The 24,694-nt window shown below is 64.0% G+C and carries 22 protein-coding genes and 1 pseudogene; 11 read left to right on the forward strand and 12 right to left on the reverse strand.

What is annotated here, in order from left to right; genetic code table 11:
• Nucleotides 1–7: 7 nt before the first annotated feature.
• The 3 genes from ABID59_RS04760 to ABID59_RS04770 all read right to left on the reverse strand — a co-directional run bounded on the left by ABID59_RS04760 (nt 8) and on the right by ABID59_RS04770 (nt 3,705).
• A complete protein-coding gene (locus tag ABID59_RS04760) occupies nt 8–2,200 on the reverse strand; it encodes an RNA degradosome polyphosphate kinase (protein WP_354083102.1) in 2,193 nt (730 codons plus the stop codon).
• A 153-nt stretch (nt 2,201–2,353) separates the two neighbouring features.
• Nucleotides 2,354–3,031, reverse strand: coding sequence for a P-loop NTPase family protein (locus ABID59_RS04765; RefSeq protein ID WP_148752969.1), 678 nt, complete (start codon nt 3,029–3,031; stop codon nt 2,354–2,356).
• 131 nt (nt 3,032–3,162) lie between these two features.
• Entirely contained in the window at nt 3,163–3,705 is a 543-nt protein-coding gene (locus ABID59_RS04770; RefSeq protein WP_148752970.1) for a CDP-alcohol phosphatidyltransferase family protein, read from the reverse strand.
• 154 nt (nt 3,706–3,859) lie between these two features.
• Here ABID59_RS04770 and purM point away from each other — a divergent pair, with 154 nt between their 5' ends.
• Complete coding sequence (gene purM, locus ABID59_RS04775; RefSeq protein WP_148752971.1) at nt 3,860–4,933, forward strand: phosphoribosylformylglycinamidine cyclo-ligase; 1,074 nt, start codon at nt 3,860–3,862, stop codon at nt 4,931–4,933.
• A complete protein-coding gene (gene purN / locus ABID59_RS04780) occupies nt 4,933–5,586 on the forward strand; it encodes a phosphoribosylglycinamide formyltransferase (protein ID WP_187435038.1) in 654 nt (217 codons plus the stop codon). Before purM ends, purN begins: the two co-directional genes overlap by 1 nt.
• A gap of 57 nt (nt 5,587–5,643) precedes the next feature.
• Here purN and ABID59_RS04785 read toward each other — a convergent pair.
• From ABID59_RS04785 to ABID59_RS04800, 4 genes and pseudogenes are all read right to left on the reverse strand, one after another.
• A pseudogene (locus ABID59_RS04785) lies at nt 5,644–5,922 on the reverse strand (DUF6678 family protein); the annotation flags it as partial.
• A 31-nt stretch (nt 5,923–5,953) separates the two neighbouring features.
• Entirely contained in the window at nt 5,954–6,370 is a 417-nt protein-coding gene (locus ABID59_RS04790) for a type II toxin-antitoxin system VapC family toxin (protein WP_354082607.1), read from the reverse strand.
• Nucleotides 6,367–6,669, reverse strand: coding sequence for a hypothetical protein (locus ABID59_RS04795; RefSeq protein ID WP_148752974.1), 303 nt, complete (start codon nt 6,667–6,669; stop codon nt 6,367–6,369). The genes ABID59_RS04790 and ABID59_RS04795 overlap by 4 nt, the downstream gene beginning before the upstream one ends.
• A 140-nt stretch (nt 6,670–6,809) precedes the next feature.
• Nucleotides 6,810–7,016 carry a cold-shock protein gene (locus ABID59_RS04800; RefSeq protein ID WP_148752975.1) on the reverse strand — a complete coding sequence of 69 codons (207 nt, stop codon included), beginning with the start codon at nt 7,014–7,016 and terminating at the stop codon, nt 6,810–6,812.
• A 379-nt stretch (nt 7,017–7,395) separates the two neighbouring features.
• Here ABID59_RS04800 and ABID59_RS04805 point away from each other — a divergent pair, with 379 nt between their 5' ends.
• Nucleotides 7,396–8,589: an autotransporter outer membrane beta-barrel domain-containing protein gene (locus tag ABID59_RS04805; RefSeq protein WP_354082608.1), complete on the forward strand. Its 1,194-nt coding sequence runs from the start codon at nt 7,396–7,398 to the stop codon at nt 8,587–8,589.
• A gap of 7 nt (nt 8,590–8,596) precedes the next feature.
• Here ABID59_RS04805 and ABID59_RS04810 read toward each other — a convergent pair whose 3' ends face one another.
• Nucleotides 8,597–9,637, reverse strand: coding sequence for a LysR family transcriptional regulator (locus ABID59_RS04810; protein WP_148752977.1), 1,041 nt, complete (start codon nt 9,635–9,637; stop codon nt 8,597–8,599).
• A gap of 71 nt (nt 9,638–9,708) precedes the next feature.
• On the opposite strand from ABID59_RS04810, the gene ABID59_RS04815 reads away from it, so the two are divergent.
• The 5 genes from ABID59_RS04815 to ABID59_RS04835 all read left to right on the forward strand — a co-directional run bounded on the left by ABID59_RS04815 (nt 9,709) and on the right by ABID59_RS04835 (nt 13,277).
• A complete protein-coding gene (locus tag ABID59_RS04815; RefSeq protein ID WP_187435039.1) occupies nt 9,709–10,326 on the forward strand; it encodes a hypothetical protein in 618 nt (205 codons plus the stop codon).
• Entirely contained in the window at nt 10,313–10,933 is a 621-nt protein-coding gene (locus ABID59_RS04820) for a GNAT family N-acetyltransferase (RefSeq protein WP_148752978.1), read from the forward strand. The genes ABID59_RS04815 and ABID59_RS04820 overlap by 14 nt, the downstream gene beginning before the upstream one ends.
• A 25-nt stretch (nt 10,934–10,958) precedes the next feature.
• Nucleotides 10,959–11,522: an isochorismatase family protein gene (locus ABID59_RS04825; RefSeq protein WP_354082609.1), complete on the forward strand. Its 564-nt coding sequence runs from the start codon at nt 10,959–10,961 to the stop codon at nt 11,520–11,522.
• A gap of 33 nt (nt 11,523–11,555) precedes the next feature.
• Nucleotides 11,556–11,723 carry a hypothetical protein gene (locus ABID59_RS04830; RefSeq protein ID WP_354082610.1) on the forward strand — a complete coding sequence of 56 codons (168 nt, stop codon included), beginning with the start codon at nt 11,556–11,558 and terminating at the stop codon, nt 11,721–11,723.
• A gap of 171 nt (nt 11,724–11,894) precedes the next feature.
• A complete protein-coding gene (locus ABID59_RS04835; protein ID WP_354082611.1) occupies nt 11,895–13,277 on the forward strand; it encodes an aspartate aminotransferase family protein in 1,383 nt (460 codons plus the stop codon).
• 134 nt (nt 13,278–13,411) lie between these two features.
• On the opposite strand, the gene rnd is transcribed toward ABID59_RS04835, so the two are convergent.
• Nucleotides 13,412–14,581 (reverse strand): ribonuclease D, encoded by a 1,170-nt coding sequence (rnd, locus tag ABID59_RS04840; protein ID WP_148752980.1) that lies wholly within the window; start codon nt 14,579–14,581, stop codon nt 13,412–13,414.
• Between the two features lie 420 nt (nt 14,582–15,001).
• The gene (locus tag ABID59_RS04845) at nt 15,002–16,480 is read right to left on the reverse strand and encodes a protein adenylyltransferase SelO (RefSeq protein WP_354082612.1); all 1,479 of its coding nucleotides are present in this window, start codon (nt 16,478–16,480) and stop codon (nt 15,002–15,004) included.
• Nucleotides 16,481–16,676: 196 nt separating this feature from the next.
• Between ABID59_RS04845 and aspS the strand changes: the two genes are divergently transcribed.
• Nucleotides 16,677–18,449 carry an aspartate--tRNA ligase gene (gene aspS, locus ABID59_RS04850; protein ID WP_354082613.1) on the forward strand — a complete coding sequence of 591 codons (1,773 nt, stop codon included), beginning with the start codon at nt 16,677–16,679 and terminating at the stop codon, nt 18,447–18,449.
• Nucleotides 18,450–18,642: 193 nt separating this feature from the next.
• Here the strand turns inward: aspS and ABID59_RS04855 are convergent, their stop codons facing one another.
• On the reverse strand, nt 18,643–20,613 hold the full coding sequence (locus ABID59_RS04855) for an aq_1923 C-terminal domain (protein ID WP_354082614.1): 1,971 nt from the start codon (nt 20,611–20,613) through the stop codon (nt 18,643–18,645).
• A 246-nt stretch (nt 20,614–20,859) separates the two neighbouring features.
• On the opposite strand from ABID59_RS04855, the gene ABID59_RS04860 reads away from it, so the two are divergent.
• Entirely contained in the window at nt 20,860–23,169 is a 2,310-nt protein-coding gene (locus ABID59_RS04860) for an NADP-dependent malic enzyme (protein WP_148752984.1), read from the forward strand.
• 334 nt (nt 23,170–23,503) lie between these two features.
• Entirely contained in the window at nt 23,504–23,956 is a 453-nt protein-coding gene (locus ABID59_RS04865; protein WP_148752985.1) for a DoxX family protein, read from the forward strand.
• A gap of 181 nt (nt 23,957–24,137) precedes the next feature.
• Here the strand turns inward: ABID59_RS04865 and ABID59_RS04870 are convergent, their stop codons facing one another.
• Nucleotides 24,138–24,692, reverse strand: a complete 555-nt coding sequence (locus ABID59_RS04870; RefSeq protein WP_354082615.1) for a dihydrofolate reductase — start codon at nt 24,690–24,692, stop codon at nt 24,138–24,140.
• Nucleotides 24,693–24,694 lie beyond the last annotated feature (2 nt).

The raw sequence follows: 24,694 nt of genomic DNA on the forward strand, positions 1-24,694 counted from the left end.
TCTCCGGTCAGGACTGATGGCGTTCGTTTCTGCGCGTGAGACGGCGCGGCGAGGATTCCTTGAGCGACTTTCCACGGCCAGACAGACTCGGATTTGTCATGAAGTAGTTGTGCACGTTGAAAGGCTCCTCGCCCTTCGCGGTCTTCATACGCGTTGAGGACCCGTCCGGCAACAACTGCCAGCTCTGCTCATTGTCCTTCAGGTTCGCGACCATGATCTGTTCGAGAACCTGCTGATGCACCGTGGGATTTTGCAGCGGACACAGCACCTCGACGCGGCGGTCGAGGTTGCGCGGCATCATATCGGCTGACGAGATATACACAGCCGCTTTCGCGCTCGGCAGGCCCTGGCCCATGCCGAAGCAGTAGATTCGGCCGTGTTCCAGAAAGCGTCCGATGATCGACTTGACGCGGATGTTCTCCGACAGGCCGGGAATGCCGGGTCGCAGGCAGCAGATACCGCGGACCACGAGCTCGACCTGCACGCCCGCCTGTGAGGCCTCGTAGAGCGCGTCGATGATATCGGGGTCGACCAGCGCATTCATCTTCATCCAGACCGCGCCGGGCTTGCCGTGACGCGCGTGCTCGGTCTCGCCCTGGATGTGCTCGATGATGCGCTTGCGCAGGGTCAGCGGCGACACCGCCATCTTTTCCAGATCGCTTGGTGCGGCGTAGCCCGTGATGAAGTTGAACACGCGCGCGGCGTCGCGGCCGATAGTCGGTTCCGAGGTGAAGTAAGAGAGGTCCGTATAAATACGCGCGGTGACCGGGTGATAGTTGCCGGTGCCGGTATGGACGTAAGTGGTGAGGCTGCCGCCTTCGCGGCGTACCACCATCGAAAGCTTCGCGTGCGTCTTCAACTCGAGGAAGCCGTAGACGACCTGCACGCCGGCCCGTTCGAGGTCGCGCGCCCAGCGGATGTTGGCTTCTTCGTCGAAGCGCGCCTTCAGCTCAATCAGCGCGGTGACGGACTTGCCGGCTTCGGCCGCTTCCGCCAGCGTGCGCACGATCGGCGAGTTGTTGGAGGTGCGATAGAGCGTCTGCTTGATCGCGACGACGTCGGGGTCGCGCGCGGCCTGCTGCAGGAATTGCACCACCACGTCGAAGGATTCGTAGGGGTGATGGACGACCAGGTCCTTCTGGCGAATGGCGGCAAAGATGTCGCCGCCATGCTCGCGCACGCGTTCGGGATGGCGCGGCACGTAAGGGGTGAATTCGAGATCGGGCCGGTCGAGCCGGGTGAGCTGCGAGAGCTCGTTCATGGCGAGCACGCCGTCGACCAGGAACACTTCGTCGTCGGCGGCCGACAGCGCGTGCTGCACGAAGCTGCGCAGCTGCTCCGGCATCTTGGCGTCGATCTCGAGCCGGATCACCGACCCGCGGCGGCGGCGCTTCAGCGCGGTCTCGAACAGGCGGACGAGGTCTTCGGCCTCTTCCTCGATTTCGAGCTCGGAGTCGCGGATGATGCGGAAGGCGCCCTGGCCGTGGAGATTGTAGCCGGGGAACAGGCGGTTGATGAAAAGACCGGTCACCTGCTCCAGCGAGATCAGGCGCACCACCTTGCCGTCGGTCGGCAGGCGGATGAAGCGATCGATCTTGCCGGGCATGCGGATCAGCGCGTTCATCTGCTTGCCGTCGATGGCGCGCGTGAGCTGGAGCGCGATGGTGAAGCCGAGGCTCGGGATGAACGGGAAGGGGTGGGCCGGATCGATCGCCAATGGCGTGAGCAGTGGGAACACGTTGTTGAGGAAATAATCCTCGAGCCAGGTCCGCTCCGTCTTGCTGACCTCCTTGCCGTCGACCAGCGCGATGCCGACCCCGGCGAGGGTGCCGCGCAAATCGGCCCAGATCGCCTGCTGGTCGGAAGCAAGCCGCGAAACGGTGCGGTTGATGAGCGCGAGTTGCTCGGACGGGGTCAGGCCATCGGGGGCACGTTCGGCGATACCCTCGCGCACCTGCGCCTTGATGCCGGCGACGCGGACCATGAAGAATTCGTCGAGGTTATTTGCGGAGATCGACAGGAATCGCACCCGCTCCAGCACCGGATGGCTGGGATTGACCGATTCCTCCAGGACACGGCGGTTGAAATGCAGCCAGGAGAGCTCGCGATTGATGAATCGCTCGGGGCTTGAGGCGATCGCCGGAAGGCTCTCGGATTCCGCAGCTTTCTCTTTTGTTTCAATAGCTTGCACGAAATCCATGAGAAGTCGGTCCATTCAGTTCGCCCCAATTTGCGTCTTATGCGCAAAGCCGGCCGGAGCATGTGTTAGTGCGATGACGTTTCGATGACATTGATGTTCCGCTGCCTCGCCGCGTCAAGCGGGCGCAAAGTGGACCAAAGGGGGACTTGGCGGTCAGGCGTCGCGCAGCAGTTCAGCGGCGAGCGCCCGGGTGACGGGGCGGCCGAGCCGGAGCGCCTCGCCGTCGAGCAGCTCCACGGCGCGCCGGGCGGCGGCCGACGACCGCTCCAGCCGGGTCGCGAGGTAGCTGACCACGCTTTCGTCCACGGAGAGCTGGCGGTCGGCGCAGAACTTGACGATCAGGCCGCGGAACAGCTGGTCGTCTGGCGGCGCCAGCGAAATCACCGGAATCGTCCGCAGCCGGGAGCGGAGGTCTCGGAGCTCCACCTCGATCGCCGCCGGCGCCTCACGTCCGGTGAACAGCACATAGGCGCCGTCTTCGCGGGCGAGGTTCATCAGATGGAAGAGGGCGCGCTCGTCAAAATCCGTGGCCTTGAGATCCTCGACCACCAGCGCGCCGGTCGCGAGCGCGCCGGGGACGCTGGCTGCGGTCAGCGCATTGGCCGCGCTCGAACGGGCGCCGGCCTCCTCGGCCCAGATCGCGCCGAGATGGCTCTTGCCTGAGCCTTCGGGGCCGGCGAGCCACATGACCCGGTTCGGCCATTCCGGCCAGCCGTCGATCAGCGCGAGGCCTGCGGCATTGGCAGGGCCCTCGAGGAAATTGTCCCGGCTGAGGCTCTCCGCATGCGGAAGCGAAAACGCCAATTGTCGGGGATGAACGCGGCCTGCCACGCTTGCTTTGCTCCGTGCCGGCGCGCCGGCTGTGTTTGAAGAGGATAGACTTATTCGATCGGGAGTTGGCCTTTTGCGCGGCCGCCTCCCGGCTCATTTGGCCCCGATCGTGCTACTTGGCATCAATAGTGCTACTTGCCATCAATAGTGCTCATGTGCCGTAGCCACTCGACGAGATAGAGCGACACGGAGGACAGCGTGAACACCGTAACGAGGCCCATCAGGATGATATCATAGGGCCCCGACTTGAAGCCGAAGGCGAGCGAGGCCAGCACCAGCGCCGCATAGGCCACCTGGGCCGCGGTGTTGAGCTTGGAGACCATCGACGGCTTCATCTCGACCGGCTTGTCGAACAGCCAGGACACGATCACTGCCGCCACGATCATGATGTCGCGCGACACCACCAGGATCACGATCCAGCGCGGAATGTCGCCCCAGATGCCGAGCGCGAGGTAGATCGACACCAGCAGCGCCTTGTCGGCCAGGGGGTCGAGCAGGGCGCCTAGCTCGCTCGCCATGTTGAAGCGCTTGGCCAGAAAGCCGTCGACGGCGTCGCTGATGCCGGCGACCAGGAAGACGGTGAACGCCACCTCCATTTGGCTCGACACGATGGCCCAGACGATGATCGGGACCAGCATGATGCGGCCCAGGGTAATGATGTTCGGAATACTCACGCGGCGCTTCCCGGCACCCGACCTGACCTCGAAATCCGGCCCCTTGGAGGCCGAACCGGTTGATATCTACATAGTATAGGGCGGGGCGCCACGCTTGCCATTGCGTGTCCCCGGAATTCGACGTAACCAGCCGCAAACCCACTGGAAATCGGGCATGACCGACCGCAAAAACGGCCTCACTTACGCCGATTCAGGCGTCGATATCGACGCGGGCAACCGCCTGGTCGACCTGATCAAGCCGATGGTGCGCGCCACTGCACGGCCAGGCGCCGACGCCGAGATCGGCGGATTCGGCGGCCTGTTCGACCTCAAGGCGGCCGGCTTCAAGGACCCTGTCCTGGTCGCGGCCACCGACGGCGTCGGCACCAAGGTCAAGATCGCGATCGAGACCGGCCTGCATGGCGGGATCGGCATCGACCTCGTCGCCATGAGCGTCAACGACCTCGTGGTGCAGGGCGCCGAGCCGCTGTTCTTCCTCGACTATTTTGCCTGCGGCAAGCTCGACCCGGAGGCGACCGCCTCGATTGTCGCCGGCGTCGCCGAAGGCTGCCGCGAGTCCGGCTGCGCGCTGATCGGCGGCGAGACCGCTGAAATGCCCGGCCTCTACAAGGACGGCGACTATGATCTCGGCGGCTTTGCCGTCGGCGCAGCCGAGCGGGGCACGCTGCTGCCGCGCAAGGACATTGCCGCAGGCGACGCCGTGATCGGCCTGGCCTCGTCGGGCGTGCACTCCAACGGCTTCTCGCTGGTGCGCAAGATCGTGGAACAATCCGGCCTCGGCTTCGAGGCGCAGGCGCCGTTCGCGCCGGTGATGACGCTTGGCGGCGCGCTGCTGACGCCGACGCGGCTCTACGTCAAATCCTGCCTGCGCGCGATCCGCGAAACGGCTGCGGTGAAGGGCCTCGCCCACATCACCGGCGGCGGCTTCACCGACAACATTCCGCGCGTGCTGCCGAGCCATCTCGGTGTCGGCATCGATCTGGCGCGCCTGCCCGTGCTGCCCGTGTTCAAATGGCTGGCGGCGCAAGCCGGCATCGCCGAGCTCGAAATGCTCAGGACCTTCAACTGCGGCATCGGCATGATCGCGATCGTCGAGCCTGAGAAGGTCGACGAGGTCGTGCGGGTTTTCACCCATGCCGGCGAGACCGTGGCGCAACTCGGCACCGTGATCCCGGCCGAGGGCGAGCACCGCGTCGTCTATAACGGCCATCTCGACCTGGCGCTGTGATGAAGCGCCGCGTCGCCATCCTGATTTCCGGCCGCGGCTCCAACATGTCCGCGCTGATCAAGGCAGCAAGCGCGGCGGATTTTCCTGCCGAAATCTCGCTCGTCGTCTCGAATAAGGCCGACGCGCTCGGGCTCGAACGGGCCAAGGCGGCCGGCGTGAAAACGCAGGTGATCGAGAGCAAGCCGTTCGGCAAGGATCGCGCCGGCTTCGAGGCGGTGCTGCAGGCAGCGCTCGACCTGCACGGCATCGAGCTGATCTGCCTCGGCGGCTTCATGCGCCTGTTCACCGCCGAATTCGCCAGGGCCTGGTACGGGCGGATGCTCAACATCCATCCCTCGCTGCTGCCGTCCTTTCCCGGCCTCGATCCGCACGGCCAGGCCTTGCGCGCCGGCGTAAAGCTGTCCGGCGCGACAGTGCACTTCGTGATCCCCGAGACCGACGCCGGTCCGATCGTGATGCAGGGCGCGGTGCCCGTCGGCGACCATGATACTGGCGAAACGCTGTCGGAGCGCATCCTCGAAGTCGAGCACCGCATCTATCCCGCAGCGCTGAGCCTGCTTGCGACCGGCAAGGTCCGGATCGAAGGCGATGTTTGCAAGACGGTGGGCAGTTCGGCGTCGGAGAATTTTTTGGTTGCGCCCGTGGTGAGCTAGGGCAGAACCGCGCGGCTGTTCGATATGGTTTGCCGGCTCGCCGTTGCCGACATATCCGAGAATGCGGAAACCTGCCGCGGTCTCCTCTTCTGCGAACCGAGTACGTTTCAAGATTGCTCGGACGAGGTCGCGCTGCTGCGGCGTTTCCACGGACAGTTCTACCCACTCCATCCACACCCAGCCGTCTTGCAGCCAATGATAATACCATTCTCCATCCGGGGAGCCGTGGACGCCGCTTTCAAAGTCTTTGCAACGAAAAGCGGGTTGATCGGCTCGGTCGAGGTCGAGTATTGCAGTTCGCAGGTCTCGCCATTTGGTGTCATTAGCGAGAGAAATACTCCGATCGTTGTAACCATCGCTCTATCGCTCACGGCGCTGCAAACGGGTCGAGCAGCGCCACACCGGTCGATTCAATATCGGCAATGTTGCGCGTCACCAGTGTTAGGCCGTGGACCTTGGCAGTGGCGGCGAGGAGACTGTCGATGAGTGGCAGCGGATTGGGAACTCCAAGGAGTGCCCAGGTGTCGGCGATGCTCTCATCAATGGGCAGAACCCGATCCGCAAGTCTTGTCCTCATCTGCGAAAACCACCGATCGAGAGATTTTGCCTGGAGCGGATCGCTTCGCCTTTTTAGTTCGATGTCTCGGCGAATTTCAGCCAGAACCAAGACGCTGGTTCCGATTTCTTCGGCTGGGATCTGATTAACCCAACGAATGACGTTTGGGTCGGCCCGCTCGCGCTTACGAATTTCGGAAATGACGTTGGTATCGACCAGAAACTTCACAAGTCGACCTCTCGCCAGCCGTCACGCCGTGGCTGATCGAACACACCCTCGAACGCGTCATCGGGAAGTTCCGAGCCAAAAACGTCGAAGGCCGTCCTGACCTCAGGATTGAGAAGGGCGCTGGCGAGCGTCGATCGAAGTGCCGCAGCTCTTTCCGGTTTGTCGCGTAGGGTTTCCGCCAAGGCACGGATGAGGCTTGCGTCCTTCTTCGCGGCTTGGACTTCAACCCGTACCAAACCACGCGCTGCGGCGCGGCGCCGATGGGTTCGGGTTGCCTTTCGCTGGGATTTCGTCGACACGGCCCGCTCCGAAATAAATCTCCGGTAATATAACCGGAAATCTACATAAAGTCCAATTGGAAGAAACAGGGCCAAAAACAAAATCCCCCGGCAGAGCCGGGGGCAACGTCATGATCTCTCGCGCTTAGCTTTGAGAGAAATCAGGAGACCTTGAGGTTTTCCGCGGATGCCTTGCCGCGGTTTTCCACGAGGTCGTATTCAACCGCCTGGTTTTCATTGAGGGTCGAGAGTCCGGCACGCTCGACGGCAGAGATGTGGACGAACACGTCCTTGTCGCTGCCGTTCGGCTTGATGAACCCGTAGCCCTTGGTCGGGTTGAACCATTTGACGGTGCCCTTTTGTGGCATCGTTAGTCTCCTCCGCTAGATACAAAAAAGACGCGGCCGCATTTCGCGTGCCACGCCACAAACGGGCTTCCGGAAGTCTGTTCGAGTCTTGAGTCTCAATGTCGCGAAACGCACAGCCGAGCGCCAATTCCGATTGTGTGCGGTATTCCAACACGAAAACCACGCGCTAGCAAGCCGCGCGCAAATTTCAAGGCCGGACCGGGCCTGCGCCGTTGCAATTTGCGACCTGTGGCCGCGGAACCACAATCAGGGGCAATCGCCCCTGCGATAGTGTGCCAAACGGTTGACCCTTAGTGGCAGTTCAGCACAAATCGCCGCACCCGCTCGCTGTTCGTGTTGTATTTTTGCGGGCCGTCATTTTGCTTTGGGATTTGTCATCATGAGCTGCCCCTCGCAGCCCTCCGGAACACGGCAGACGATCGGGCTGGACCGCGTCCGCCGGGTCGCGGCCGCGATTGCGATGGCCACTGCGATGGCCACTGCGATGGCCTTGGCAATCGTCGTGACGATATCGGCGGCGACGCCGGCGTTCGCGCAGAGCCCGACGCCCACTCCGACGCCCACTCCGACGCCGACGCCTACTCCGTCTCCGACGCCGATCCCGGTCCCGACGTCGACCAACTACGACCAGTCCGCCGGCAACTCCACGCTCAATCTCGGCTCGAACTTCCTGGAGCGCCTGGGAAATCAGGCCTCTGGCGGCGTCAATCGCGCGTTCCGCACCAACCCCGGCGGTGGCGGAGCCTCGGCGAGCACGGAGGATCCGCGTTACCGCACCTGGTACGAGGGCTACGGCATTTCGGTCCGGACCGATCCGCAAGGCGATTTCGTCGGCGACAAGCGCAAGACGTTCGGCGGCGTCGCCGGTTTCGGTGCGCGGGTCGCGCCGGGCGTCAATCTCGGCTTCTCCGTCGACCAGAGCCATACCGATATCGACGTGCCGCTCGCGCTGCAGTCGGCGTCGCTCGACCTGACCCAGATCGGCTTCAACGGCTCCGTCGACAAGGGACCGTGGACCTGGGCCTTTGCGGTGGTGCACGGTTTCGGCAAGGTCCATTCCAGCCGGGACACCGGCTTTGGTGTTGCGACGGCCGGCTATCGCGCCGCGGTCGACGGCGCACTGACCGAGATCAGCTACTACTGGACCAAGGACCAGATGCGCGTCGTGCCCAAGGGCGCGCTCGAATATGTGCGGGCCACCGGCGCGGCGTTCCAGGAGGCCGGCGGGCTCGATCCGCTCAACGTCGGCTCGAGCGCGCTCGCGCGCGCGCGCGTCATGATCGGCGCCGAGATCGGGCGATACTTCATTTTCGACCGGAAGATCCTGGACTTGTCAGCCTATGGCAAGTTCGTCGACAATTTCTATCAGGATCTGGGATCGGTCCAGGTCAGCCTGGGCACCCAGAGCATCATCGTCCCCGGCATCGGCGAGAGCCGCTACGGCATGGACGCCGGCGCCTCGGCGTCACTCAGCCTGACCAACACCGCGCGGCTCTACGTCAATTACGACGGCAAGTTCCGCAACGAGCTGACATCGCACCAGGGCACGATCGGCTTCGAATATCGGTGGTGAGGCGAGCTTACTTCGGCGTCGCTGCAACGTATCCGGACAATCCAAAGCCTTCGCGTGCCGCCGTCATCATCGGCACCAGCGCGTTTGGATGGATGAACTCGTCGCGGAAGCAGGGATGGGTCTTGGGGTCGAAGATCTTCTTCAGCCAGTCGACCACGATCTTGTGCCGCTCGGAGGCGCGGAACTCCTTGTGATAGGTGAGCCAGAGGTCGGCGTGGTGGCTGACGCCGAGGTCGACGGCGACAAGCGGCACACCGAGCGCGATCGACACCGTCGGCAGGAAGCCGATGCCGGCGCCGCGCTCGACCGCATAGAGCACGCCGACGGAAGAATTGGTCTTGATCCCGACGATGCCTTCCAGCGATTTCAAACCGAGCACGCGGGCATAGGCGCCGTCGTCGACCTGCGGCGCGCTCTGCTTGATGATGCGGTGGCTCGGCAACTCGGCGAGCGTCGCCGGCACGCCGTAGAGATCCGCATAGTCCCTGGAGACGAAGGGATAGATGTGCAGCCGGCCAAGCTTGGCGACGATGAGATCGGGATTGGTCGGCGGCTCGAGCTGGATCGCAATGTCCGACTCCAGCCGCGCGACGTCGGCCTGCTCCATCGCACAACGCAGGTCGACGGTGATCTTGCGATAGGTCTTCTGGAAATCGATCAGCCGCGGCAGGATCCAGAAATTGCCTGGGCCCTCCGTCACTGCGACGCGCACCGTGCCCGACGTGTCGTTTTGGGATCGCGAGGCGCGGCGGAAGACGTTGAAGGCGTGACGCTCCATATGCGCGACGTCGGCAATCATCGCGGTGCCTTCGTCGCTGAGCGTGAGCCCGCTCTGGTCGCGCAGGAAAAGCTTGCAGCCGATGCTCTCTTCGAGCCGGTCGATCCGGCGCATCAACGTGGTGGAGGTGAGCCCGAGCTCTTCGCCCGCATTTCGGAAGCTTTTAAATTTGGCGCAAGCTAAAAAGAGCTTCAAATCGTCCCAGGACGCATTTAGCGCTTCTTCATGGTGGTGCTTCATTGCAGCACCCCGGTGCAATACTTGCTGCATACTCCTGATCTCCAGCCGCTAGGCTTCTCCTCGTAGCGGCGTACAAAACCCCGGGACGATAGAGGCACGACATGGGTATGGAAAGGGGCTCGTTTGCCGCAAGGCATGATTTCGACGCTTTGCCGCTGAGCCCTGACGTGGATGTCCGGTGCGCGCAATTCGGGGAAATCGCCGCGCTTTCGGAAATGGCGCACCGCCTGGTGCCGGGTGTGCAGATCGGGGCGATGGAGCTTGCGAAGTATTTCGCCTTCGATCCCCAGAGCATCCTGACGTTCACCCGGAACGGCAATCTGCTCGGCGGCATGGCCTTCCTGTTTCTCAACGACCGCGGGCATGATGCATTGCTGCTCGACGATATCAGTCTGACGGCGCCCGAGACGCACTACCTCGCTTCCGCGAATGAGGATGTTTCGGCGATCTACATCTGGGCGATCGCGGCGACCGGCCGCGGCATCGCCGGTCTCGGCAAGGCCGCGGCTCATCTGCGGCAGATAAGGTTTCGCGGCGCGGACTGCTATGCGCAGCCGTCAACCGTGGCCGGACGCGAAATCATGAAGGCGACGGGCTTCGCGCCCATTTCGAGCTTCCAGCCCGACCTCTGGTGTTACGAGCGCCCCTGGCACCGGCAGCCCATGCTCATGCCGGGCGCGATCACCCAACCAAGGAGCTTTTCAGATGCACGGCACTAGGATTCCTCTCGCCAAGCCTGACTCCCGCGCCATCACCGTTCGCCTTGCGCGCGATCCGAGCGACCTCATGCTGGTCACGGCCATTCGCTCCGCAGTCTATCTCGCCGAGCAGGATTGTCCGTTTGATGAGGAGTTCGACGGCAACGACATGGTTGCCGCACATTTCATCGGCTACATCGGCAACGAGCCGGCGGGCTGCTTGCGGGTGCGCTTCTTCGGCGACTTCGCCAAGGTCGAGCGGCTTGCGGTGCGGCACCAATATCGGCGCTCGCGCATCTCGTTCAAGCTGGTGCAGGCCAGCGTCGACTATGTGAAGCGCAAGGGGTTCCGCAAGATCTATGGTCAGGCCCAGGACCGGCTGGTCGATTTCTGGGCTCATTTCGGCGCCAAGCCACTCGGCCACAATCGCAAGATCACCTTCTCGGATTTCTCCTACACGGAAATGCTGCTGGAGATCGAGCCGGGGCCGGACGCGATCACGCTGGACAGCGATCCCTACGTGATCATCCGTCCCGAGGGCGACTGGGACCGGCCGGGCGTGCTGGATGCCTCGGCGGGACGGGCGGTGACCTCGCCGCTGCGGGACCTCGCGCCCGCCGATCGCTGAAACTGGTGCAGCTCGGCGCAAGATGATGCCGGTCTCTCTCCACGACGATCCGCTGGTCCTGGTCTGTGCGGACCTTCAGGTCGAATATCTGACCCCCGGGCGTCGCCACGTCATTCTCGATGGCGACGCCGCCACCTCGCGCTGCCTGGAACTGCTGACGCTGTGGCGCAGCAACCACTGGCCGGTGATGCATTTGAAGCGTATAGCGCAGGCTGCGTGGTTCAATCCGTCATCCAGGCTGACCGATTGGATCGCGGAGGCGAGGCCGCGTCCGGGCGAGATGACGTTCGAGCACCCGTTGCCCTCGGCCTACAGCTCGTCGCGTTTCGTGGACTACATGTCCAGCGTCCGCAATGTGCGTTGCGTGGTAACGGGCTTTTCGCTCGACGAGACCATCCTGGCCACCGTGGTCGAGGGATTTCACCGCAGCCACCGCTATCAGGTGGTCGTCGATGCCACGGCCTGCCGGCAGCCGGGAACGGGCGAGGCGGCCGCTTACAAGCAGTCGGTGGTGAATGTCATCGCCAACTTTGCTACACTCCAGTCCAGCGCCGAACTGATCAGAATCAGCGGCGCCGTCGCGGTCTGAGAGACGCGATCGGCGGATGGATGGGGTGGGACATTGTCTCGGGAGGACGAGCTCAAGGAGCTGGCGAACGAGCTGTCGCGTGCCGTCGAGACGGCGCGCCGGGTAGGCCTGTCCACGACCGCCTATCTGCTGTCGATGGCGCTGGTCGAGGTGCGGGAAGCTGTAGCAGACGGCGAGGGAGATGACGACGGCGCGGCCTGAGCGCCGTCTTGTGTGCGGCTTTGTGCATCGCTGCTGAGCGCTTGCTGCCGACGAATTGGCGTTGCAAGTTTTCCCTCGCCGCAATAGCCAAGTAGCCTGATAACCTAGCCTGATAACCGATCGATGGCGTTGGCCGTGCCGGCGACGTGATGACTTGAGGGATCCCTGCAAATGTCCATGCTGCCCAATTCGCAAGAAGCCCGCGATGTGGCCTACCAGCTCCACGCCTACACCAACGCGCGCGCCCATCAGCAGGCAGGTCCCCTGGTGATCGAGCGCGGCGAGGGCCCCTACGTGTTCGATGCGTCGGGCAAACGCTATTTCGAGGCGATGGCGGGCTTGTGGAGCGTCGGGCTCGGCTTCAACGAAAAGCGGCTGGTCGAGGCCGCGCACAAGCAGATGCAGGCGCTGCCGTTCTATCACACCTTCTCGGCCAAATCGCACGGGCCCTCGATCGACCTCGCCGAGAAGCTGGTCGCGCTCGCGCCGGTGCCGATGAGCAAGGTGTTCTTCACCAATTCCGGCTCGGAGGCGAACGACACCGTCCTGAAGCTGATCGCCTATCGTTCGAATTCGCTCGGTCAGCCCCAGCGCAAGAAGATCATCAGCCGCATGCGCGCCTATCACGGCGTCACCATTGCCTCGGCGAGCCTCACCGGCCTGCCCAACAACCACCGTTCGTTCGATCTGCCGCTGCCGAACATCCTGCACACGGGCTCGCCGCATTTCTACAAGGATGGTGCGCCCGGCGAGAGCGAGGAAGCCTTTGCGACGCGCCGGGCCGAGGAGCTCGACGCGCTGATCCAGAAGGAGGGACCCGATACGATCGCGGCCTTCTTTGGCGAGCCGGTGATGGGGGCGGGCGGCGTGATCGTGCCGCCGGCGACCTATTGGGACAAGATCCAGAAGGTCCTGAACAAGTACGACATCCTGCTGATCGCCGACGAGGTGATCTGCGGCTTTGGACGCACCGGCAAGATGTTCGGCTGCGAGACCTATGGCATCAAGCCCGATGCGATCGTCGTTTCCAAGCAGATCACCTCGAGCTACTTCCCGCTGTCGGCGATCATCATGAACGAGCGCATGTTCGAGCCGATCGCGGACGAGAGCAACAAGATCGGCGTGCTCGGCCACGGCTTCACCGCCGGTGGCCATCCGGTCGGCTCGGCGATTGCGCTGGAAAACCTCAAGATCATCGAGGAGCGCGGCCTGGTCGCGCATGCCGCCGAGCTCGGCGGTTACATGCAAGGCAAGCTGCGCGAGCTGACCAGCCATCCGCTGGTCGGCGAGGTCCGCGGCGTCGGCATGATCGCAGCGCTCGAGCTCGTGCTCGACAAGGGCCGCAAGACCGCGGCCGCGACGCCCGGCGCCGTCGGCGGCATGGCGAGCCGCATGCTGCAGGAGCGTGGCGTGATCTCGCGCAACATGCTGGACGCCATCGCCATCTGCCCGCCGCTGATCGTCACCAAGGCTCAGATCGACGAGCTGATCGCGGCGATATCAGGCGTGTTGAACGACGTGATGCCGGAAGTGGCGAAGCTCACGCCGGCGTAGGCTCTCTTCGTCGTTGCGAGGAGCGAAGCGACGAAGCAATCCAGACTGTGTCCGCGGAGACGGTCTGGATTGCTTCGCTTCGCTCGCAACGACGACGTTGAGAATTGCGTACCCAACGCTGTCGCCGTCACCCCTCAGGCTGACGGTTTGACCGCCTCGACCCGCTGGACCCCGATCACGCGGCCCTTCTCGATCGCCAGCGCCAGCTCGCCGCGCTTGAGCTTCAGTGCGGCGTCGCCGAACAGCTCGCGGCGCCAGCCGCGCAGCGCCGGCACGTCAGCCTCGTCGTCGGCTGCGATCTCCTCGAGATCGTCGACGGTTGCGATCACCTTGCTCGCGACAGCATGGCGCTCGGCAGTCATGCGCAGCAGCACCTTCAGCAGCTCGACGGTCGCAGCACCATTGTTGTTGTTGCGCGGCTTCTCCAGCTTCGGCAGCGTGGAATGGTCCCGCGCCAGCCCGCGCTCGACCGCGGCGACGATGTCCGCGCCCCATTTGGACTTCTCAAAGCCCTTCGGCACCGAGCGCAGATGGGCGAGCTTCTCCAGCGTGTTCGGCGCATGGGTGGCGATGTCGCTGATGGCTTCGTCGCGCAGCACGCGCCCGCGCGGCACGTCGCGGCTCTGCGCCTCCTGCTCGCGCCAGGCGGCGACCTCCATCAGCACCGCGAGGTCCTTTGGCTTGCGCACCCGCGTCTTCAGCCGTTCCCAGGCGCGCTCGGGATGGAAGTCGTAGGTTTTGGGCGAGGTCAGGACTTCCATCTCGATGGAAACCCATTCGCTGCGGCGGCGCTTCTTCAAATCGGCATCGAGCGCGGCGAAGACGTCGCGCAAATGCGTGACGTCGGAGACCGCGTAGTGCATCTGCTCCTTGGTCAGCGGCCGGCGCGACCAGTCGGTGAAGCGATGGGTCTTGTCCGGGCGGTGGCCGGCGACCTTCTCGACCAGCGCGTCATAGGCGATGCTGTCGCCATAGCCGAGCACCATGGCCGCGACCTGGGTGTCGAACACCGGATGCGGAATGATGTTGGCCTGATGCCAGATGATCTCGATGTCCTGACGCGCGGCGTGAAACACCTTCAGCACGCCCTCGTTGGCCATCAGCTCGAAGAACGGCTTGAGGTCGATGCCCTCGGCCAGGGTGTCGATGACGATCGCTTCCTCGGGGCTCGCCATCTGCACCACGCACAACAGCGGGTAATAGGTGGTTTCGCGCAGGAACTCGGTATCGACTGTTATGACGGGATGCTTGGCCAGCCGGCTGCAGGCAGCCGCGAGGTCAGCGGTGGTGGTAATCAAATCCATGAACGGCCCATGACACTTGGTATCAGCCGTTCTGCCGAAAGCGCTGTGATGTCAAGGGGCTCTAAGCGAATTCGAGCCTTGCATTCGGACTGGAATCGCTCTTTTCCGCCAAAAATCCTATTCGTAACGGATCCGGTGCGAGGATTTGCGGGCGCAGGGCAACGCCACCACGACCAGGCACATGCCAACCAGCGCCAGACCCAGGAACTCGAAAACCAGCAAATCCACAGCGGAAATCTCCAGAAACACCGTTAGATTTGTCGGCTGTGCGTTGAGGGTCTGTTAATTCTCGTGGTTACCGCCGGCGGGGCAGGCCGGATGGTGGACGGGAGGTTAACGCGGCCTTCGTGCCCGCCATCACGTCATGAGCTTCGGCAGGGTCGCGGCCAGGGCATCGACGGCGGCAGATGAGTTTGCGGCTCACGTCCCGCAAAACGTCTGCAGCACCCGCTGATCCGGCAGCGGTGGATCGGCGTAGGCGGCGTACTCGGGTTGCTCCTCGTACGGCTTCGCCAGCACCTTCACTAATTCCTCGAACGGCGCGTAATTGTCATCGTTCACCGCGGCCTGGATCACGGCCTCGACGCGGTGGTTGCGCGGGATGAAGACGGGATTGACGGCGTGCATCGCCGCTTGCCGCTCGGCCGCAGACTGCGGCTCCAGCGCCGTGCGCTCGCGCCAGCGCCTGGCCCAGTCGTCGAAGGCTGAGGGATCCATGAACTGCGCGCGGACATCGGCAACGGCAGCCTCGTCACCTGCGGCATCGCCGAGCTTGCGGAAAGTCAGGGTGAAGTCGGCCTGGTTCTTCGCCATGGCGTCGAGCAGGTCCTGGATCAGCGCCTCGTCGCCGTCGGCCTCGCTGAACACGCCCACCTTTCTGCGCAAGCCAGCCTGATAGGCCTTGCTGAAGGTCTCCGGGAATGCGCCCAGAATCTCCTGTGCCTGTTCGACCGCCTTCTCCTGCTCTTCCCCGAACAGCGGCAGCAGGCATTCGGCGAGCCGCGTCAGATTCCACAGCGCGATGCGCGGCTGGTTGGCGTAGGCATAGCGGCCGGTCTCGTCGATCGACGAGAACACCTGCGCGGGATTGTAGGCATCCATGAAAGCGCAGGGGCCGTAATCGATGGTCTCGCCGGAGATGGAGGAGTTGTCCGTATTCATCACGCCGTGGATGAAGCCGACCAGCAGCCAGCGCGCGATGAGCTCCGCCTGACGCGCGACGACGCCAGCAAGCAGGGCGTGATAGGGCCGGTCGGCGTGGAGCAGGTCCGGATAATGCCGCGAGATGACGTGATCGGCGAGCCGACGAATGGCGTCGGTGTCGCGGCGGACGGCGAAGAACTGGAAGGTGCCGACCCGGATGTGGCTGGAGGCGACGCGCGTCAGCACCGCGCCGGGCAGCGCGGTCTCGCGGATCACCGGCTCGCCGGTGACGACGGCAGCCAGCGACCGCGTGGTGGGAATGCCGAGAGCGAACATCGCTTCACTCACGATATATTCGCGCAGCACCGGCCCGAGCGCGGCGCGGCCGTCGCCGCGGCGGGAGAAGGGGGTCGGGCCCGAGCCCTTGAGCTGGATGTCGCGGCGCACGCCGTTTGTGTCGATGACCTCGCCGAGCAGGATCGCGCGGCCGTCGCCGAGCTGGGGCACGAACTGCCCGAACTGGTGGCCGGCATAGGCCATGGCAATCGGATCGGCGCCAGCGGGAACCGTCTTGCCGGCCAGAATTTCGGCGCCCTCCGCCGTCTCCAGCAGATCAGGATCGAGCCCGAGCTGGACCGCCAGCGGCCGGTTCAGCTTGATCAGCCGCGGCGCGGCCACAGGGGTCGGCGCGACGCGGGCAAAGAAGCTGTCCGGCAGCGCCGAATACGAGTTCTGGAAGGGGAAATGGACCGTCATGGCCTCAAGATAGGGCTGGAACGGCGGATGGCAAAGGCTTGGGCCCCGATTGGCCAAAAATGGCCGCCTTCAGCTCCAAAACAGCCCGTTCCCTTGGTTGCCGCGTCCAGCCTCGTCGGGTAAACCCTGCCGCAACGTCGGACCGGCTGTGACAAGTCGTCCGATTCGAACCCTCCGACATCATTTTGGGACGACCATGCATCGCTACCGGTCACATACATGCGGCGCGCTCCGCGAGAGCAACATCGGCGAGACGGTTCGCCTCTCGGGCTGGGTACATCGCGTTCGCGACCATGGCGGCGTGCTGTTCATCGACCTGCGCGACCATTACGGCCTGACCCAGTGCGTGGCCGACCCGGACTCGCCGGCGTTCGCGCTGGCCGAAAAGCTGCGTTCGGAATTCGTGGTCAAGATGGACGGCAAGGTCCGCCGCCGCCCCGAGGGCACCGACAATGACGACCTGCCGACCGGCAAGATCGAGATCTATGTCACCGAGATCGAGGTGCTGGGCCCCGCCGGCGACCTGCCGCTGCCGGTGTTCGGCGACCAGGAATATCCCGAAGACATTCGCCTGAAATACCGCTTCCTCGATCTGCGCCGCGAAAAACTGCACCAGAACATCATGACGCGCGTCGAGATCATCAAGTCGATGCGCCGGCGCATGGAGGGGCAAGGCTTCTTCGAGTTCAACACGCCAATCCTGACCGCGTCCTCGCCGGAAGGCGCGCGCGACTTCCTGGTGCCGTCGCGCATCCATCCCGGCAAGTTCTACGCGCTGCCGCAGGCGCCGCAGCAGTACAAGCAGCTCTTGATGATGTCGGGCTTCGACCGCTACTTCCAGATCGCGCCCTGCTTCCGCGACGAGGACCCGCGCGCCGACCGTCTGCCCGGCGAGTTCTACCAGCTCGACGTCGAGATGAGCTTCGTCACCCAGGAAGACGTGTTCGCGGCAATGGAGCCCGTCATCACCGGCGTGTTCGAGGAGTTCGCGAGAGGAAAGCCGGTGAGCAAGGACTGGCGGCGAATTCCGTTCGCCGAGGCGCTGCGCAAATACGGCAGCGACAAGCCGGACCTGCGCAATCCCATCGAGATGCAGGACGTCTCCGAGCATTTCCGCGGCTCCGGCTTCAAGGTGTTCGCGCGCATGCTCGAAGACCCCAAGAACCAGGTCTGGGCGATCCCGGCCCCGGGCGGCGGCAGCCGCGCCTTCTGCGACCGCATGAATTCGTGGGCGCAGGGCGAAGGCCAGCCCGGCCTCGGCTACATCATGTGGCGCGAGGGCGGCGAGGGCGCGGGTCCGCTTGCGAACAACATCGGGCCTGAGCGCACCGCCGCGATCCGCACGCAGATCGGCGTCAAGGAAGGCGATGCCGCCTTCTTCGTCGCCGGCGATCCCGACAAGTTCTGGAAGTTTTCGGGGTTGGCCCGCAACAAGGTCGGCGAGGAATTGAACCTCACCGACAAGGAGCGGTTCGAGCTCGCCTGGATCGTCGACTTCCCGATGTATGAGTACAACGAGGACGACAAGAAGGTCGACTTCTCGCACAATCCGTTCTCGATGCCGCAGGGCGGTCTCGACGCATTGAAGGGCCAGGACCCGCTGACCATCAAGGCGTTCCAGTACGACATCACCTGCAACGGTTACGAGATCGCCTCGGGCGGCATCCGCAACCATGTGCCGGAAGCGATGGTCAAGGCGTTCGAGATCGCGGGCTATGGCGAGCAGGAGGTGGTCGACCGCTTCGGCGGCATGTACCGCGCCTTCCAGTACGGCGCGCCGCCGCACGGCGGCATGGCCGCTGGCGTCGACCGCATCGTCATGTTGCTTTGTGGCACCAACAACCTGCGCGAGATCTCGCTGTTCCCGATGAATCAGCAGGCCATGGACCTGCTGATGGGCGCGCCGTCGGACGCCACCACCAAGCAGCTCCGCGAGCTGCATGTGAAGGTGAACCTGCCGCAGAAGTGAGGGCTCGTGCCTCTCTCCGCGCTTGACCCGCCGAAGCTTCAGCGAAGGCGGAAGCGGGGAGAGGCCGCGTTGCCTCCACATCGTCATTGCGAGCGCAGCGAAGCAATCCAGAATCTTCCCGCGGAGGGACTCTGGATTGCTTCGTCGCAAGAGCTCCTCGCAATGACGAAGGAGAGAGCTGCGTCTCGTTCCCCTACAGCCCCGTCGATGCCTCGATCCTGAACTGCGCCAGCGCGACGATCGGGCCGCTGTTCAGCGCATCCATGAGCTGAAGCACCGGCATCTTGCCGAGCGGCGTCAGCTTGATGGTGAGCGTCTGGTCCGAGGTCGAGACGAAGCTTGCGATCGCATCGACCGCTGCCCTCGCATCGAGATTGGAGGCCGCGACCTTCTCGCCCTGCGCCCGGATCATCTCCACGATGGCGCTGCGTGCCGCGTCGCGGCTGACGTTCTGCGTGCGCGCGAACTGCGTCACGACGAGATCGACGCCACCATTGTCGCGCAGTGAGAACTCGAGCGTGTCAGCCTCGATCCGGGCCGCCTGGCCCATAAGCTGAGCGGGATCGGCCGAAAACACCTCACGTGGCACGTTGCCGAGCGCGATACGCAGTTGCGCTTTTGCGATGCCTCCGATGTCGAGCGTTGCCGGCGCCAGAGCGAAGCTGTTGGAGGACTCGGTCCAGGCTGCGCCGAGATCGAGGTCGATCGCGAGCTTGTCGAGGCCGGCGGCAATCAATGGTAGCTGCTTCGGATCGGACGGATCGGTCGGCGTGACAAATTTGGCCACCGCATGCGCCTTGCTCGGGATCGAGCCGACCAGCTGACCCCAATCCAGGCTCAACGTGTCGACCGTCACCAGCTTCTTGGTGGTCTTGAAGGGCGCAGTCACGCCCTTGATTTCTGCGCCTGAGAGCACGCCGAAAAGGCCCAGCATCTGCCCCGGTGAGGGCGTCTGTCCGGGATTGCTGAGGTCCGCCCCCAAGCGCATCAGTTTTGCCGCGCTGAACGACTTCAGCGCGAAGCGCTCCATCTTGAACTGGCCCTGCGGGCCCGGCGTATCGACGCCCTCGATCGCGAACTCGCCGTCGTGGTATCTGATCGCGTTGACCTTGCCGATCCCCTGCGGCGTGCCGACCGAAATCTTGCTGACTTCGGCCTTGCCGATGCGAACACCCTCATAGATTCCGGCGATCTTCTCCAGCGTTTCGCGCGACTGTGCCGGCGTCGGAACGGCCGATTGATCCTGCGACAGCGCGTCAAATCGCTCGGCTAGCCGGAATTTCGACGGTTGCACGTCGAGGTCCTCCATCACGAAGCCGTCGATATCGATACGCATCCCCTGAGCCGTTTTGAGCGCATAGGGGCCGGCCAAGATTTGCCGGTAGACGCGGTGATAGGTCTCGTCATTGCTGGTCTGCGGATCGAGCGCGGCGATGATCGCGGTCGCATCGAAATCGTTGACGATGATGTTCGACACCTCGCCGGTCAGCTTATCCGGCCTGCCCGGCTGCTTCACGTCGATCGAGATGGCGGCGCGGTCCGCCTTCATCGCATCGATCTTGCCTTGCTTCAGGTTCTGGATCGTCAATCCGGAATAGGTGATCTCGCCGCTGCCGCCGGGACCGCTGCCGGAATCGAAGCTCATCGTCAGCGTAGGCGCCGTGAGCGAGGACGCCGCGACGCTTGCGTATTGACCGAGCACGTAGCGGTAGAGGTCGACCAGGGAGCCGTTCGCCGGCGCAGTGCCGATGTGAAGGGGGCCGGCATAGTCGCGCATCGTCAGCTGCGGGACTTTGTAGGACGCCTTCACCTTGGCTGGGCCGATCTGGTCCAGTGCGACTTCGAAGCCGGTGATGTCGATGCTGTCAGCCGAAATCCTGGTGTCGTCGATCTGGCGGACGCCGGTGCCCTTGATGCCGGCGATCTTGACCTGCGCTTGCGGTTGATTGCCGGGCGTGACCGCGATGTCCTCGATGGTGAGCGTCCGGCTCATCAGGTCGAATTCGACCTTGCTGTGGCTGGCCTTGCCGCCTTGCTTGCGGATCTGCTCGAAAGCCGTTTCAACCTCGGTGGTGACGCGGTGCTGGACGTAGAGGCTGAAGCCGAACCATCCGCCGGCGGCAAGCGCGGCGACAGCGATCAGGCCGATCAGGATCCGCTTCATTCCCAGCTCCAGTTGCTCGTTGCGCGCTGCACAACCTGCCATATTCGGGAAACGTTACGAGGTCCAGGGAAAGCTAGCGTCATCAGATATTTGAGCCTGCGCCCTGTTGATGGGATCGCAATCGGATGTTGCCACCGGGGCGCCCGCCGTGCTTCATCCCGTTTCCACGACCCGGAAATACCGTCCGCTTGGAGGGCTGCTCCGGATGAGGCATTTTGTGGCCGGTAACGCGAGGCAAGAGACCGCATGTCGTCCTATTCTGATGATCTCCACCAGGCGGCGCTGGCCTATCACCGTCTGCCGCGTCCCGGAAAGCTCGAGATCCAGGCAACAAAGCCGCTTGCGAACCAGCGCGACCTCGCGCTCGCTTACTCGCCTGGGGTGGCGGCTGCATGCACCGAGATCGCCAAGAACCCGTCGGAGGCCGCAACGCTGACGGCTCGCGCCAATCTGGTCGCCGTGGTCTCCAACGGCACCGCGGTGCTCGGCCTCGGCAATATCGGCCCGCTGGCCTCGAAGCCGGTGATGGAAGGCAAGGCGGTCCTGTTCAAGAAATTCGCCGGCATCGACGTGTTCGACATCGAGATCGCCGCCGACACCATCGAGCGCGTGGTCGAGACCGTGGCGGCGCTCGAGCCGACCTTCGGCGGCATCAATCTGGAGGACATCCGCGGGCCTGAATGTTTCGAGATCGAGGCGCAGCTGAAGGAGCGCATGAAGATCCCGGTCTTCCATGACGACCAGCACGGTACCGCAATCATCGTCGCCGCCGCCGTCACCAACGCCCTGCGCCTCAACGGCAAGAAGCTCTCGGACGTCAAGATCGTGGCGTCGGGGGCAGGGGCTGCCGCGATCGCGACGCTCAACCTGCTGGTCTCGATGGGGGCGCAGCGCAAGAATATCTGGGTCTGCGACATCGACGGCCTCGTGCATGAGGGCCGCAACACCACGATGGACCGCTGGAAGGCGGTCTATGCGCAGAAGACCGACAAGCGCACGCTTGCCGACGTCATCGGCGGCGCCGACATCTTCATCGGACTTTCGGCGCCGGGCGTGCTCAAGCCCGAGATGGCCAAGGCGATGGGCGACAAGCCGCTGATCATGGCGCTCGCCAACCCGACGCCGGAGATCATGCCGGAGGAGGCGCGCAAGGTGCGCCCCGACGCGATGATCTGCACCGGCCGCTCCGACTATCCGAACCAGGTCAACAACGTCCTCTGCTTCCCCTTCATCTTCCGCGGCGCGCTCGATGTCGGTGCCAGCGCCATCAACGAGGAGATGAAGCACGCCGCCGTCGAAGCCATCGCGCAGCTCGCGCGCGAGGCGCCGTCGGATGCGGTCGCGCAAGGCTTTGACACCGGCGAGACGCAGGGCTTCGGTCCGGGCTCTCTGATCCCGAGCCCGTTTGATCCCAGGCTGATTCTCCGCATCGCGCCCGCTGTGGCCAAGGCTGCGATGGAGTCCGGCGTCGCGACGCGGCAGATCACCAATTTCGACGAATACACCGCGCTGCTCGAGCGCTTCGCCTTCCGCTCCGGCCTCGTCATGAAGCCGATGTTCGCCAAGGCCAAGACCCAGCCGGTGCGTGTGATCTACGCCGAAGGCGAGGACGAGCGCGTGCTGCGCGCCACTCAGGTGGTGCTGGAGGAGAATGTGGCGCGGCCGATCCTGGTCGGCCGTCCCTCCGTGGTGGAAGCCCGCCTCGACCGCTTCGGCCTGCAGATCCGCGCCGGCAAGGATTTCGACCTCGTCAATCCCGAGGACGATCCGCGCTATCGCTCCTACGTACAGTCTTACGTCGAAGTCGCCGGCCGCCGCGGCGTGACACCGGATGCGGCACGCACGGTGGTGCGTACGAATAACACGGTGATTGCTGCGCTCGCGGTGATGCGCGGGGAGGCGGACGCCATGCTCTGCGGCGTCGAAGGCCGCTACATGCATCATCTGCGTCATGTCCGCGAGATCGTCGGCTTTCAGGCCGGGGTCAGCGACTATGCCGCGCTGGCGCTGCTGATCACCAGCAAGGGCGCGTTCTTCATCGCCGACACGCAGGTGCGGCCCAATCCGAGCGCAGAAGAGCTCGCCGAGATCGCCTCGCTCGCGGCGGTGCATGTTCAGCGCTTCGCGCTCAAGCCCAGGATCGCCTTCGTCTCGCATTCCGATTTCGGCAGCTACGACACCGACTCCTCGCGCAAGATGCGCCAGGCGACCCAGCTTCTGAGAGAGAGGCATCCGGAGATCGAGGCCGACGGCGAGATGCAGGGCGATACCGCGCTCTCCGCTGCGGCGCGCAAGATGGTGCTGCCGCACTCCAAGCTCGAGGGCGAGGCCAACATCATGATCATGCCGACGCTCGACACCGCCAACGTCGCCTATCAGATGATCAAGTCGCTGGCGGACGCGCTGCCCGTCGGCCCGATCCTGATCGGCCCGGCGCGGCCCGCCCACATCCTCACGCCCTCGGTGACCGCGCGCGGCATCCTCAACATGACGGCGGTGGCCGTGGTCGAAGCGCAGGAGCGCGCGGCCCGGCAGCAACCGACGTTGTTCACGTAGGAGCGGGCTGCGCGTTCGGCGTCTCTCGGAGGCGCGGTCGTTCCGCAAGCTCGTCATGCCCGGGCTTGTCCCGGGCATCCACGTTCCGCGTGGGGCGAGGTAAGTCGTGGATGGCCGGGTCAAGCCCGGCCATGACGGTGAGAGTGGGATGGGCGCGTTCGCCCCGGTCGGTTCGATTCCGCTAGGGAGCGCCAAGGGCACCGTCTTCGCCGCCAATTTTGAATTACTCGCAGTTCGCCATTTCCCCGTTTGTAAACGGGCTCACTAGTCTTCATAATCGCTCGGTACTCTCGTCAAGACGCCGATTTTAAAAGCCTGAGCCAAGAGGCCGACCATGCCAGCGTTCGTGACTTTTGGGCGAATCCTGTTCGCCGTGCTGTTCATCTACACGGGCGCGACGAAACTGATCGCCATCCAGGCGACGGCCGATTTCATCGCCACCAAGGTCGTGGTGCCCGATGTGATCGCGCCTTACGCCAAGCAGGTCGAGACGGCGACCGCGATGACCACGCCGCAGCTTTTGGCGATCGCAGTCGGCGGGCTCGAGGTGATCGCGGGACTGATGATCGCCTTGAATTTCGGCACGCGCTTCTTTGCGATGCTGCTGATCATCTACACCGCGGTCTCGACCGTCCTGTTCTACGACTTCTGGAATCAGCCGGCGCCTGAAAATGCCAAGATGGTAATCGACGCGCTGAAGAATCTCTCCATCATCGGCGCGCTCTTCATGATCATGGGCTATGGCCGCGCCACGCGTTCGGCCGAGACGGCCTACGGAGACGTGTAGGCGGAGGACGGGCCCCGCCTGGTCCCTGACCACGCGCTGCCATGATGCCATTCTGCCCCTGTTTTGCCCGACGGGGCAAGCAATATTCGCAAAAAGCGAAAATGGTCGCGCCGACAGGCGCCTGGCTACTGTGCATGGGGTTGTTTTCGTTTTTTTGTGGAAGCAAGCCCTAAGGGCTTTGCTAATCCGTTCGACGCCACGGCGTGACGGTCACGCCATGCGCGGCGTCGAGCAGATACGGCGTGCCCGGCTTCATCCCATGCGACGCCAGCACCTCGTGCGGTGTCCGCTCCGGCACGTCCACGAAACAGCCTTCGCCGCCGGCGAGCTGCACATGCGGGGCTTCCGACAGCCAGAACGTGTCGAAGCGGTCCATGAACATGTCGAACACGAGGGGGCCGCCAATGACCGCGATCCGTCCCGAGGCGACGTCGGCAAAGGCGGCAGCCTCTTCGAAGCTTGCATGATCCGGATTCCACAGCGTCGCGTTCGGGATCTCCGGATCGACGGTGAGGGCCTTGATCTTGCGGGTGGCGATCAGCCGCTTGCGCTTGGGCGAGTTCGGGTGCTGCTCATGCGAGTTGCGGCCGTGCACGATCAGCGCTGCGCCGTCGAGCGCCTGCTCGAAGAACAGCTTGTCGCCTTCGAACTTCAGGCTGTCGGGCATGACGCGGCTGGCGTCGGCGAGCATGCCGTCCGCCGAGACGATGACGTAACCTTCGAAATGGAAAGACAAGC

Origin of the sequence: Bradyrhizobium sp. S3.3.6, assembly GCF_040546905.1 — a bacterium.
Taxonomy (GTDB): domain Bacteria; phylum Pseudomonadota; class Alphaproteobacteria; order Rhizobiales; family Xanthobacteraceae; genus Bradyrhizobium; species Bradyrhizobium cytisi.